The sequence below is a fragment of the Agromyces sp. MMS24-JH15 genome (genome assembly GCF_043518605.1).
Classification (GTDB): domain Bacteria; phylum Actinomycetota; class Actinomycetes; order Actinomycetales; family Microbacteriaceae; genus Agromyces.
The window spans coordinates 1,058,612-1,071,770 of the sequence record NZ_CP171358.1; the positions used below are offsets into that span (position 1 = coordinate 1,058,612).

General features: G+C 68.4%; 11 protein-coding genes and 1 pseudogene. 6 read left to right on the top strand and 6 right to left on the bottom strand.

The annotated features are described in order from the left end of the window. Positions 1–12 precede the first annotated feature (12 nt). The 6 genes from rsmG to rpmH are packed head-to-tail and all read right to left on the bottom strand — an operon-like array spanning position 13 to position 3,085. Positions 13–648 carry a 16S rRNA (guanine(527)-N(7))-methyltransferase RsmG gene (gene rsmG, locus ACDF64_RS04805; protein WP_394553724.1) on the bottom strand — a complete coding sequence of 212 codons (636 nt, stop codon included), beginning with the start codon at positions 646–648 and terminating at the stop codon, positions 13–15. A gap of 22 nt (positions 649–670) precedes the next feature. Continuing rightward, positions 671–1,168: a protein jag gene (locus ACDF64_RS04810; protein WP_394553726.1), complete on the bottom strand. Its 498-nt coding sequence runs from the start codon at positions 1,166–1,168 to the stop codon at positions 671–673. Positions 1,169–1,172: 4 nt separating this feature from the next. Then, entirely contained in the window at positions 1,173–2,147 is a 975-nt protein-coding gene (yidC, locus tag ACDF64_RS04815) for a membrane protein insertase YidC (protein ID WP_394553728.1), read from the bottom strand. 8 nt (positions 2,148–2,155) lie between these two features. Continuing rightward, positions 2,156–2,551 carry a membrane protein insertion efficiency factor YidD gene (gene yidD, locus ACDF64_RS04820; RefSeq protein ID WP_394553729.1) on the bottom strand — a complete coding sequence of 132 codons (396 nt, stop codon included), beginning with the start codon at positions 2,549–2,551 and terminating at the stop codon, positions 2,156–2,158. Continuing rightward, a complete protein-coding gene (gene rnpA / locus ACDF64_RS04825; RefSeq protein ID WP_394553730.1) occupies positions 2,544–2,939 on the bottom strand; it encodes a ribonuclease P protein component in 396 nt (131 codons plus the stop codon). The genes yidD and rnpA overlap by 8 nt, the downstream gene beginning before the upstream one ends. 8 nt (positions 2,940–2,947) lie before the next feature. Continuing rightward, positions 2,948–3,085 carry a 50S ribosomal protein L34 gene (rpmH, locus tag ACDF64_RS04830; protein WP_021010601.1) on the bottom strand — a complete coding sequence of 46 codons (138 nt, stop codon included), beginning with the start codon at positions 3,083–3,085 and terminating at the stop codon, positions 2,948–2,950. 434 nt (positions 3,086–3,519) lie between these two features. On the opposite strand from rpmH, the gene dnaA reads away from it, so the two are divergent. The 6 genes and pseudogenes from dnaA (at position 3,520) to gyrA (ending at position 13,154) form a co-directional block, all read left to right on the top strand. Next, positions 3,520–4,980 carry a chromosomal replication initiator protein DnaA gene (gene dnaA, locus ACDF64_RS04835; protein WP_394553732.1) on the top strand — a complete coding sequence of 487 codons (1,461 nt, stop codon included), beginning with the start codon at positions 3,520–3,522 and terminating at the stop codon, positions 4,978–4,980. A gap of 424 nt (positions 4,981–5,404) precedes the next feature. Further along, positions 5,405–6,550 (top strand): DNA polymerase III subunit beta, encoded by a 1,146-nt coding sequence (gene dnaN / locus ACDF64_RS04840; protein ID WP_394555049.1) that lies wholly within the window; start codon positions 5,405–5,407, stop codon positions 6,548–6,550. 94 nt (positions 6,551–6,644) lie between these two features. Continuing rightward, entirely contained in the window at positions 6,645–7,877 is a 1,233-nt protein-coding gene (recF, locus tag ACDF64_RS04845; protein WP_394553733.1) for a DNA replication/repair protein RecF, read from the top strand. Then, a complete protein-coding gene (locus ACDF64_RS04850) occupies positions 7,870–8,337 on the top strand; it encodes a DUF721 domain-containing protein (RefSeq protein ID WP_394553734.1) in 468 nt (155 codons plus the stop codon). Before recF ends, ACDF64_RS04850 begins: the two co-directional genes overlap by 8 nt. A gap of 123 nt (positions 8,338–8,460) precedes the next feature. After that, a pseudogene (gene gyrB, locus ACDF64_RS04855) lies at positions 8,461–10,478 on the top strand (DNA topoisomerase (ATP-hydrolyzing) subunit B). Between the two features lie 66 nt (positions 10,479–10,544). Beyond that, on the top strand, positions 10,545–13,154 hold the full coding sequence (gene gyrA, locus ACDF64_RS04860) for a DNA gyrase subunit A (protein ID WP_394553735.1): 2,610 nt from the start codon (positions 10,545–10,547) through the stop codon (positions 13,152–13,154). Positions 13,155–13,159 lie beyond the last annotated feature (5 nt).

Here is a 13,159-nt window from a genome sequence, read left to right on the forward strand (position 1 = left end):
AGTTCGCGCGAATCAGTGCACCGTCGCGCGGAAGACCCTGGTGACCTCGGTCACGACGCCCTCGCCGAGCACGAGCACCTCGGCGTCATGGACACCGTGCTTCCGCATGACCTTCTCGGCCGCGCCGATCTCGCCGTCGACGCCCGCGCCCTTCATGAGCACGAGTTGCCCGCCCGGGCGGAGCAGGGGAGCGGTGATGGGGATCAGCGTGCGGAGTGCGCTCACGGCGCGCGCGGTCACCTGGTCGAGGCTGCCGAACAGCTTGGCCTCTTCGGCTCGAGCGCGAACCACTTCGACGTTGTCGAGTTCCAGCGCGCGTGCCTGGTCCTGGAGCCATGCGACGCGGCGCTCCATCGGCTCGATCAGCGTGAACGAGACATCCGGTCGGATGATCGCGAGCACGAGGCCGGGCAGGCCGGCGCCCGAGCCCACATCGCCGACACGGCCGGGCTCGAGCAATGGGGCGACCAGGGCCGAGTTCAGGACGTGCCTGGTCCAGAGCCGGGGGAGTTCCAGCGGTCCGATGAGCCCGAGTTCCTCACCGCGATCGGCGAGGGCATCGGTGAACGCGCGGCCACGTTCGAGGTGGTCGCCGAAGAGCTCCGCGGCCGCTTCCGGCTCGGGCTCGAGCACCAGTCGATCAGTCATGTTTCACGTGAAACGCGACGGCTCAGCCGACGCGCGTGATGACCGTGTGGCGGTCGGCGCCCTCGCCGCGCGACTCCGAGTGGAATCCGCGCTCCGCGACCAGGTCGTGCACGAGCTTCCGCTCATACGACGACATCGGCGGCAGAGCCGCCTCGGTCGCACCGCCCTCGATCCGCTCGACGGCCCGCGCCACGAGCGCTCCGAGCTCCTGGCGACGGACGTCACGCGAGCCGCCGATGTCCAGGATGAGGCGTGAGAACACGCCGGTCTTGGTCTGCACGGCGAGCCGGGTGAGCTCCTGCAGGGCGGCGACGGTGTCGGGCTTCGAGAGCACGCTGAGGTTTCCACCGTTGCCGGCGTTCACCGACAGGTAGGCGCGCCCGTTGCGGGCGTCGATGTCGATGTCACCGTCGAGGTCGCAGATGTCGAGGAGCTCCTCGATGTAGTCGGCCGCGATGTCGCCCTCTTCCTCGAGCTGCGCGAGCGAGCGCTCCGAGGTCTCCTGGTGCACGTCGGTCATGGTGCTACTTCCCGTTCTGCTTCTTCGCACGCGACTTGCCGATCGGCTGCTGTCGCTGGGTGGTGGGCTTCGGCTGCGGCTCCGCGACATCCGTCGTCGTCGACGGCTGCTCGATCGTGAGCTTGCCCTTCTTCGCGAGTCGCGCCTCACGGGCCTTCGCGGCCTCGCTGCCGGGCGTGGGCATGTTGCGGATCACGATGAACTGCTGCCCCATCGTCCAGAAGTTCGAGACGAGCCAGTAGAACATCACGCCGAGCGGGAATGCGACGCCCGAGAACGCGAACACGAGGGGGAGCAGGTACAGCAGGATGCGCTGCTGGCGGAACATCGGGCTCGCCTTGGTCTCCGGCGACATGTTCTTCGAGACGATCTGCAGCTGCGTGATGAACTGCGACGCCGTCATCAGGATGATCATGGTCAGCGCGATGATCATCACATTGAGGCTGAACGGCTGGCCCGCCGTCATGAGGTTCCACTCGCCGATGAAGGTCGAGCTGAGCGGTGCGCCGAGGAACTCGGAGTTGGCGAAGGAGTTCGCGAGCTCCTGGGTCATCAGGCCCACGCCGGCCTTGTCGTGCTGCGCGTCGTTCAGCACCGAGAACAGAGCGAAGAAGATCGGCATCTGCAGCAGCAGCGGCAGGCAGGACGACAGCGGGTTCGTGCCGGTCCGCTTGTACAGGTCCATGGTCTCGCGCGACATCGCCTCGCGCGAGAACTGGTCGGTCTTGCCCTTGTACTTGTCCTGGATCTTCTTCAGCTGCGGCGCGACCTCGAGCATGCGCCGCTGGCTCTTGATCTGGCGGACGAAGATCGGGATCAGCGCCGCGCGCACCACGATGACGAGGCCGACGATCGACAGCACCCATGTGACGCCGGAGTCGGGGTCGAGCCCGAAGAACGACCACATCGAGTGGAACGAGACGAGGATCAGCTCGATGACCCACTTGATGGGCCAGAGGATGATGCTGATGGGATCCATGTGAAGGGTCAGGCCTTTCGGGACGGGGCTGCGGAGACGAGACGGTGGACCGCGTGGTCGTGGCCTCGGTCGAGTTCTGCGGCGTCGGCGGGGACATCCGTCACCCACGCGGCGGGCACGACCCAGCCGAACCCGGTGATCCGGTGGCGGGGCGTGCGGGGGAGCGGGACGTCGTCGACGCCGCCTCGGCTCCAGGGGTTGCAGCGGAGGATCCGCCACGCGGTCAGTACCGACCCGAGGACCAGGCCGCGGTGCTGCACCGCCGTGAGCCCGTAGGACGAGCACGACGGGTAGTAGCGGCACACATCGCCGTACAGGGGGGAGATCACCGCGCGATAGGCGCGGATCAGCAGGACCCCGGCGTTGCGCGGCAGGTACCAGGCGAAGAGTGCGAGGTCACGCATCCCCGGCCTCCGGAGGCGTGGATGCCTCGACGCGGGGTGCACGAGAGCCGCGAGCGAACCGTGGGTCGCTCGCGGCTCGGTGGACCTCCGCGCGAAGCGCGCTCCACTCGGCGTTCGACGCCGAAGGGAGCGCGCGCACCACGAGATCGAAGCCCGTGACACCGTCGCGAACGAGTTCGTGACAGGCCGCCTTCAGCCGGCGGCGTACGAGATTGCGTCGTACGGCCGTGCCGACCTTCTTGGAAACGATGAAGCCGAAGCGCGCGTCGGCGCCCGTCTCACGAGAGCGGATGTAGCTCACCGTGTGGGCACCGGCGACCTTCGCCCCACGACGAACGACGAATCGATAGTCGTCGGCGGTCGTGACGCGGTTGGCTTTGGCGAGCACCGAACGGGTTACGCGGAGAGCTCGGTGCGCCCCTTGCGACGGCGGGCGGCCAGGATGGCGCGGCCGGCGCGGGTGCGCATGCGCAGACGGAAGCCGTGCTTCTTGGCGCGACGGCGGTTGTTCGGCTGGAAGGTACGCTTGCTCATTCTTCTTCTCCGGCGGATCGGATCTCTCGTCCGACGGCGTCACAGGTGCTGTCGCAACGGGAAAACTTGGGCCCAAAGGGCGGCGGTCAACTGATTAAAACTACGGCGTGAAGCGCGACGCGTCAAACCAGCACACGCTGCGACCGGCACACTCCGAACGCGACAGTATCGCGCTCGCCTGCATGAGCGCTGTGGATCGACACGCCGAAACGCCCAGATGGCCCGACCGGCATTTGTCGTGGGCGGGTCGATTCGCTAGCGTGGGCACCCAGTTATCCCCAGCCCTCCGAGGCGGAATCACGCGGTTTCCACTGCGTTATCAACGGAACCGCCCACAGGCGTGGATGAGCTGTGAACATGAGAGCCACACCCTCGCAACGTCGTTCGGGGGGACGACGTGCGGAGACGACGATGCCTGACGATTGCGGGGAGCAATGACCGAACAGCCGATCGGCGAGATCTGGGCCACGGTCCGTGAACGGCTGACCGGTGACGAGACGATCACCCCGATGCTCCAGGGTTTCCTCAACCTGGTCGAGCCCAAGGGGATCGCCGCCGGCACCTTCTACCTCGAGGTCCCCAACGAGTTCACCGCGAGCATGCTCAACCAGCGCATGCGCGTCCCGCTGCTCCAGGCGATGGCGAAGATCGACGCGCCCACGCCGGTCACCTCGTTCTACGTCGTCGTGAACGCCGAGCTCGGCGAGCCGCGTCTTCCCGACGACTCGATCGCGCCGCACCTGATCACGTCGGGCGCGATGGGTTCGCCGCTTCGCGCGGTCGACGACCCCGACTCGCTCGATCACGGCGGCGTGCCGCACGTGGCGTTCGAGGCATCCGTCACCGATCGGCCGCGCGATTCGCGACTCAACCCGAAGTACTCGTTCGACAGCTTCGTCATCGGGCAGTCCAACCGCTTCGCGCACGCGGCCGCGGTCGCGGTCGCCGAAGCGCCGGCGAAGGCCTACAACCCGCTCTTCATCTACGGCGACTCGGGCCTCGGCAAGACGCACCTCCTGCACGCCATCGGCCACTACGCGATGAGCCTGTACCCGGGGATCCGGGTCAGGTACGTGAGCTCCGAGGAGTTCACGAACGACTTCATCAACTCGATCGCGAACAACCGCGGGTCGGTCTTCCAGCAGCGGTACCGCAACATCGACATCCTGCTGATCGACGACATCCAGTTCCTCCAGGGCAAGGCGGAGACGCAGGAGGCGTTCTTCCACACCTTCAACACCCTGCACGACCACAACAAGCAGGTCGTGATCACCTCGGATGTCCCGCCGAAGCACCTGACGGGCTTCGAGGACCGGATGCGCAGCCGCTTCGAATGGGGCCTCATCACCGACGTGCAGGCACCGGACCTCGAGACCCGTATCGCGATCCTCCGCAAGAAGGCGCAGTCGGAGCAGCTCCAGGTGCCCGACGACATCCTCGAGTACATGGCGTCGAAGGTATCGAGCAACATCCGCGAGCTCGAGGGGACGCTCATCCGCGTCACCGCGTTCGCGAGCCTCAACCGGACCCCGGTCGACATGCCACTCGTACAGACGGTCCTGAAGGACCTGATCACGGATGACACGGACAACGTCGTCGCGCCGGTCGACATCATCACCGCGACCGCGGACTACTTCAAGCTCACCGTCGACGACCTGTACGGCTCGAGCCGGTCGCAGGCGGTCGCGACCGCTCGCCAGATCGCGATGTACCTGTGCCGTGAGATGACGAACCTGTCGTTGCCGAAGATCGGCCAGCTGTTCGGCAACCGGGACCACACGACGGTCATGTACGCGAACAAGAAGATCTCCGAGCTCATGAAGGAGCGCCGGTCGATCTACAACCAGGTCACCGAGCTGACCTCGCGGATCAAGCAGACCTCGCGCGTGCGCTGAATCGCGGCGCGCTCCGCGCGCCGACCGACGCGTCGACCCTGCCGGACGGGTTCCGGGTGCGGCCCTCGACCCGAGGTTGTCGAGTCCCTTGGCGATACCTCACTGTCCTTAACGGTGTTAACCGTTGTGGAAACTGTGGATGGTGTTCGGAGATCCCCGGAATCACGCGCATCCGGGGCATCCTGATCTGTGCACGGCGTGTGGGAACGCGGGCGTCGGGGTCGGAACGATGTCGAACAGCGTGCGGGGTTCTCCACACCCGCCACCGCCGTCTCCCCAGCCGCTGGACGGTTGCTCGTTAACAATCCACAGATTGTCCACATCTGTGGGGAACCCCTTCCAACGGCTCCCGAACGGCTCCCGCGCCCGGCCGGGACGTGCCGATAGCATGGGATCCACCCAGCACCTCCACGACGGGAGAACCGTGAAGTTCCAGGTCGATCGCGACGTCTTCAGCGAGGCAGTGTCCTTCGCCGTCAAGCTCCTGCCGCAGCGGACGACCCTCCCGATCCTCTCCGGCGTGCTCATCCAGGCCGAGGGCGACGGTCTCGTGCTCTCCTCGTTCGACTACGAGGTCTCGAGCCGAACCGAGATCCGCGCCGATGTAGAGGAGCCCGGCACCGTGCTCGTGTCCGGCCGACTCCTCGCGGAGATCGCCGGCCGTCTGCCGAACGCACCCGTGCGCGTGGCGACCGAGGACTCCCGCATCTCGGTCGCGTGCGGTTCGGCGAGCTTCACCCTGCTCTCCATGCCGGTCGAGGAGTACCCGTCGATCCCCGAGATCGGCGAGCAGAGCGGCGTCGTCCCGGCGGACGCGTTCGCGAGCGCCGTCTCCCAGGTCGCCGTCGCCGCGTCGCGCGACGACGTGACGCCCGTGATCACGGGCGTCCAGCTCGAGGTGCGCGAGAACACGCTCGGCCTCGTCGCGACCGACCGCTACCGCGTCGCGATCCGCGAGATCGAATGGGACGGCGGCTCGATCGGCGGCGAGCCGATCACCGCGCTCGTCCCCGCGCGCACGATCCAGGAGGTCGGCAAGACCTTCGGCCACTCGGGCACGATCGCCGTCGCGATCACCAGTCGCGACGACCGTGAGCTCATCGCGTTCAGCGCCGACCGCAAGACCGTCACGAGCCTGCTCATCAAGGGCAACTTCCCGCCGGTTCGTCGACTCTTCCCCGAGATCGTCGAGAACTACGCGGTCATGAACACCGCGGACCTGATCGAGGCGACCCGACGCGTCGCCCTGGTGCTGGAGCGCGAGGCCGCGCTGCGGTACAGCTTCACGGCGGACGGACTCACCCTCGAGGCGATCGGCAGCGAGCAGGCGCAGGCGTCCGAGACGATCGACGCGATCCTCACGGGCGACGACACGGTCGTCTCGCTCAAGCCGCAGTTCCTGCTCGACGGCCTCAGCGCGGTGCCGAGCGAGTACGTGCGGATCTCGTTCACCAAGACCGAGAACCCGAACAAGCCGGGCCCGGTCCTGATCACGAGCCAGACCTCGCGCGAGCAGGCCGGCAACGACAGCTACCGCTACCTGCTGCAGCCGAACCTGCTGCTCCGCTGATCCGGCCGGCCGGGTCGCCGCGGCGACCTCGAGCGGATGTCCCGTCGGCGGTTCCGGGTAGCGTGATCAGCCGAACCGTCGAAGGGAGCACCGCGTGCACGTCGCCCGGCTGTCGCTCGTCGACTTCCGCAACTACGCCCGCGCGGAGCTCGAGCTCGGGCCGGGCGCGACGGTGCTCGTCGGCCGGAACGGCCAGGGCAAGACGAACCTGGTCGAGTCGATCGGATACCTCGCGACGCTCGCCTCGCACCGCGTCTCGGGCGACCAGGCCCTCGTGCGCGCGGGCGCCGACGCCGCGATCGTGCGCGCACTGCTCGCGCACGGCGACCGCGAGGTGCTCGTCGAACTCCAGCTCAACCGGCAGGGTTCGAATCGCGCCCAGGTGAACCGCTCGCCGGCGAAGCCGCGCGACCTGCCGCGCGTCGTGCACTCGGTCCTGTTCGCACCGGAGGACCTCGCGATCGTCCGCGGCGAACCGGCCGTCCGCCGTCGCGTGCTCGACGGGCTGCTGGTGCAGCGCACCCCGCGCCTCGCGGGCGTGATGGCCGACTACGACCGGGTGGTCCGCCAGCGGAACACCCTCCTGAAGTCGGCGCGCACGCGCGGCATCGCCGCGTCGGCGCTCACGACGCTCGACATCTGGGACGAACGCCTCGTCGAACTCGGCTCCGAACTCATCGATGCGCGCATCCGGCTGATCGCCGACCTGGCCGAGCCCGTCGCCGACGCCTACCGGTCGATCGTCGACGCCGACCATCGCCCCGAACTCGTGCCCGTGCTGTCGATCGACGGCGCGGACGCCGAGGACCAGGACGGCGGGGCCGTCGCCCAGGTCCGGGGGGCCGTGCCAGGAACGGATTCCGCGCTCAGCGGAACGGCCGAGTTCACCGGCGCGGTCGCTGCCGGCACGGCCGAGCGGTTCGCCGCCGCACTCTCGCGCCTCCGGTCGAAGGAACTCGAGCGAGGCGTCACGCTTGCGGGCCCCCACCGCGACGACGTGCTGCTCCTGTTGAACGGCCTGCCCGCGAAGGGATATGCGAGCCACGGGGAATCCTGGTCGTTCGCGCTCGCGCTGCGCCTGGCGTCGGCGGACCTGCTGCGGCGCGACTCGACGACGGGCGACCCGGTGCTGGTGCTCGACGACGTGTTCGCCGAGCTCGACCGGGTGCGACGCGAACGGCTCGCGGCCGCGATCGGCGGGTACGAACAGGTTCTCGTGACGGCGGCCGTGCTCGAAGACGTCCCCGAGCCGCTCACAGCACGGATCATCCATGTCGAGGCCGGCCGGATCGTCGAGACGGCCGACGACGGGGTGGCGCATGTCTGAGGCATCCCGGCTCTACCAGCACTTCCGCGAGATCTTCGGCGACGACCGGCCGCGGCCGCGCCGGACCCCGGCGCCCAGGCCCGGCGGCGAGCCGTTCACTCCCGGACGCGACCCCAAGCCGCTCGGCGACGCGATCGACCTGCTGAGCGGCGAGCTCGGCTGGGGCGGGCCGCTCTCCCAGCACGACCTCATCGCGAACTGGGCCGCGGTGGCGGGCGAGGAGAACGCGCGCCACACCGAGCCGATCGGGATCGAGGGCGGCGTGCTGCAGGTGCGCTGCGAGTCGACCGCCTGGGCGACGCAGTTGCGCCTGATGCGGACCGACCTGCTCACGCGCATCCTCCGCGAGTACCCCGACGCGGGTGTCGAGACGATCCGGTTCCAAGGGCCGGACGCCCCCACCTGGAAAAGGGGCCCCAGATCGGTTCCAGGGCGCGGTCCACGCGATACCTACGGCTGAGACGGCAAAAACGGTCGAACTGGTGTCCAAATGCCGTCAGATCGGCGTTCCCGGCGGGTTCGGGTGCCTCTGTTTGATAGGGTTGAGAGTCGCCAGGACGACGGTTTGGAGCCCGATTCACCCATGACAGCGGAACCGACGAAGGCCCAGAGCGCACCCGAATACGGTGCCGACGCGATCCAGGTTCTCGAGGGCCTCGAAGCGGTTCGCAAGCGCCCCGGCATGTACATCGGCTCGACCGGGCCGCGCGGCCTCCACCATCTCGTGTACGAGATCGTCGACAACTCGGTCGACGAGGCGCTCGCGGGCTACGCGACCGACATCGACGTGACCATCCTCGCCGACGGCGGGGTCCGGGTGATCGACGACGGTCGTGGCATCCCGGTCGACGTCCACAAGACCGAGGGGCGCTCGACCGTCGAGGTCGTGCTCACCGTCCTCCACGCGGGCGGCAAGTTCGGCGGCGGCGGGTACGCGGTGTCCGGCGGCCTGCACGGCGTCGGGTCCTCCGTCGTCAACGCGCTCTCGAGCCGGCTCGACGTCGCCGTCAAGCGGCAGGGGCACGTCTGGCGCCAGTCGTTCTCGGTCGGCGTCCCCGACGCTCCGCTCTCGCAGGACGAGGCGATCCCCGAGGACGAGACCGGCACGACCATCACCTTCTGGCCGAGCACCGAGATCTTCGAGACCGTCGAGTTCGACTACGAGACGCTCCGCACCCGGTTCCAGCAGATGGCCTTCCTGAACAAGGGCCTGCGCATCACGCTCACCGACCTCCGCCCGGACGGCCTCTCGGCCGACCCGGCCGACGTCGACGCCGAAACGGATGCCCCGGTTACGGGCCGCACCGACACCTTCCTCTACGAGCGCGGCCTCGTCGACTACGTCGAGTACCTCAACCGCTCGAAGAAGGCCGACCTCGTGAACGAGGAGATCATCTCGTTCGAGTCCGAGGACACCGAGCGCAAGATCGCGCTCGAGGTCGCGATGCAGTGGACCACCGCCTACAACGAGTCGGTGCACACCTACGCGAACACGATCAACACGCACGAGGGCGGCACCCACGAGGAGGGATTCCGCGCCGCGCTGACCACGCTCGTGAACAAGTACGCCCGCGAGAAGGGCATCCTCAAGGAGAAGGACGACAACCTCTCCGGCGACGACGTGCGCGAGGGCCTCACCGCGGTGATCTCCGTGAAGCTCGCCGAGCCGCAGTTCGAGGGCCAGACGAAGACGAAGCTCGGCAACACCGAGGCGAAGTCGTTCGTCCAGCGGATCACGGGCGACCAGCTCGGCGACTGGTTCGACCGCAACCCGACCCAGGCGCGCGAGATCATCCGCAAGGCCATCCAGGCCGCGACCGCCCGCATCGCCGCGCGGAAGGCGCGTGAGGCCACCCGGCGCAAGAGCCTCCTCGAGGGCGGCGGCATGCCGGGCAAGCTCAAGGACTGCTCGAGCCGCGAGCCGTGGCGCAGCGAGATCTTCCTCGTCGAGGGCGACTCGGCCGGCGGCTCCGCCGTCCAGGGCCGCGACCCGGCGACCCAGGCGATCCTGCCGCTGCGCGGGAAGATCCTCAACGTCGAGCGCGCGCGACTCGACCGGGCGCTCGCGAACGCCGAGATCCAGGCGATGATCACGGCGTTCGGCACCGGCATCGGCGAGGACTTCAACGCGGAGAAGGCCAGGTATCACAAGCTCGTGCTCATGGCCGACGCCGACGTCGACGGCCAGCACATCACGACCCTGCTGCTGACGCTCCTCTTCCGCTACATGCGGCCGCTGATCGAGCTGGGCTACGTCTACCTCGCGCAGCCGCCGCTGTACCGGCTCAAGTGGACCAACGCCGAGCACGAGTACGTGTACTCCGACCGCGAGCGCGACGCGCTGCTCCAGGCGGGCCAGGCGGGCGGCAAGCGACTCCAGAAGGAGAACGGCGTCCAGCGCTACAGGGTCTCGGCGAGATGAACCCCGAGGAGCTCTGGGAGACCACGATGAACCCGGCGACCCGGACCCTCCTCCAGGTGACCATGGACGACGCGGCCGCGGCCGACGAGGTCTTCTCGACGCTCATGGGCGACGACGTGGAGAGCCGCCGGAGCTTCATCCAGAAGAACGCGAAGGACGTGCGCTTCCTGGACATCTGATCTCGATGCGCGCCGCCGCAGGCGGCGCCCCTCGATCACCGCTCGGGCAGACGACGATGAGAGAACATGACTGACGAGAACATCACCGAGGCGGACGACGCCGGCATCCACGGGAAGATCGACCAGGTCGACCTGAACCTGGAGATGCAGCGGTCCTACCTCGACTACGCGATGAGCGTGATCATCGGGCGCGCGCTGCCCGACGTGCGGGACGGCCTGAAGCCCGTCCACCGCCGGGTCATCTACACGATGTACGACGGCGGGTACCGCCCCGATCGCGCGTTCTCCAAGTGCACGCGCGTCATCGGCGACGTCATGGGCCAGTTCCACCCGCACGGCGACTCCTCGGTCTACGACGCGCTCGTGCGCCTCGTGCAGCCGTGGGCGCTGCGCTACCCGCTCGCCCTGGGCCAGGGCAACTTCGGTTCGCCCGGCAACGACGGCGCCGCCGCCCACCGGTACACCGAGACCAAGATGTCCCCGCTCGCCATCGAGATGGTCCGGGACATCGAGGAAGACACGGTCGACTTCCAGGACAATTACGACGGTCGCACCCAGGAGCCGACGGTCCTGCCGGCCCGCTTCCCGAACCTGCTCGTGAACGGCTCGGTCGGCATCGCGGTCGGCATGGCGACGAACATCCCGCCGCACAACCTGCGCGAGGTCGCCGACGGCGCCCTCTGGGCGCTCGAGAACCCGGATGCCACGCACGAGGAGCTGCAGGCGGCGCTCGTGCAGCGGATCAAGGGCCCGGACTTCCCGACCGGCGCGCAGATCCTCGGCCTGAAGGGCATCCAGGACGCCTACCGCACCGGCCGCGGCTCGATCACCATGCGGGCCGTCGTCAGCGTCGAGGAGATCCAGGGCCGAGCCTCGCTCGTGGTGACGGAGCTGCCGTACCAGGTCAACCCTGACAACCTGGCGATCAAGATCGCCGAGCTCGTGAAGGACGGCAAGCTCGGCGGCATCGCCGACATCCGCGACGAGTCGTCCGCCCGCACCGGCCAGCGCCTCGTCATCGTGCTGAAGCGCGACGCGGTCGCGAAGGTCGTCCTGAACAACCTGTACAAGCACACCCAGCTGCAGGAGAACTTCGGCGCGAACATGCTCGCGATCGTCGACGGCGTGCCGCGCACGCTCTCGATCGACGGGTTCATCGCGCACTGGGTCGAGCACCAGGTCGAGGTCATCGTCCGGCGGACCGAGTTCCGCCTCCGCAAGGCCGAGGAGCGGATGCACATCCTCCGCGGCTACCTCAAGGCGCTCGACGCGCTCGACGAGGTGATCGCGCTGATCCGCGCGTCCGCGACCGTCGACGTCGCGCGGGACGGCCTGAGGGGCCTGCTCGAGATCGACGACCTCCAGGCCGACGCGATCCTCGCGATGCAGCTCCGCCGGCTCGCGGCGCTCGAGCGCCAGAAGATCATCGACGAGGCGGCCGAGCTCGAGCGCCAGATCGCCGACTTCCGGGACATCCTCGCGACGCCGGCCCGACAGCGCACCATCATCGCCGGGGAGCTGCGCGAGATCGTGCACAAGTTCGGCGACGAGCGGCGCACGCACATCCTGCCGGGCTACGACGGCGACGTGTCGATCGAGGACCTGATCCCCGAGGAGGAGATGGTCGTCACGGTGACCCGTGGCGGCTACGTGAAGCGGACCAGGAGCGACAACTACCGGTCGCAGCACCGCGGCGGCAAGGGCGTGAAGGGCGCGCAGTTGCGCGCCGATGACGTCGTCGAGCACTTCTTCGTCACCACGACGCACCACTGGCTCCTGTTCTTCACCGACCAGGGTCGGGTGTACCGCGCGAAGACGTACGAGCTCCAGGAGGGCGGCCGCGACGCCAAGGGACAGCACGTCGCGAACCTGCTCGAGATGCAGCCCGACGAGCAGATCGCCGAGATCCTCGACATCCGCGACTACGAGGTCGCGAAGTACCTCGTGCTCGCCACGCGCCAGGGTCTCGTGAAGAAGACCGACCTCACGGCCTACGACACGAACCGCTCGCGCGGCGTGATCGCGATCAACCTGCGCGAGGGCGACGAGCTGGTCTCGGCGATGCTCGTGAACGAGGACGACGAGATCCTGCTCGTCTCCCGCAAGGGCCAGTCGCTGCGCTTCGAGGCGACCGACGAGGCGCTCCGGCCGATGGGCCGGGCGACGTCGGGCGTGAAGGGCATGGCGTTCCGCGCCGGGGACGCGCTGCTCGAGGCATCCGTCGTGGCCAACTCGGATGCCACGCCGGCCGATGCGTTCCGTCACGCGGACACGGGTGAGCTCGTGAGCCCGTCGGACGCGTACACGTTCGTCGTGACCGAGGGCGGGTACGCGAAGCGGACCGCGATCGAGGAGTACCGCCGGCAGCAGCGCGGCGGCCTGGGCATCAAGGTGGCCAAGCTGAACGACGAGCGCGGCGACCTCGCGGGCGCGCTCATCGTGTCGGGCGACGACGAGGTCCTTGTGGTTCTCGCCGGTGGCAAGGTGGTACGCTCTGACGTCTCCGAGGTCCCGGCGAAGGGTCGTGACACGATGGGAGTCGTGTTCGCGAAGTTCGCAGCCGACGACCGTATCATCGCGATCGCGCGGAACTCGGAGCGCAACCTCGACGTGGACGCCCCCGAACCCGATCCGGAGTCGTCCGAAGCGGGCGCCCCGCCCGCGGAACAGGAGTGATGGTC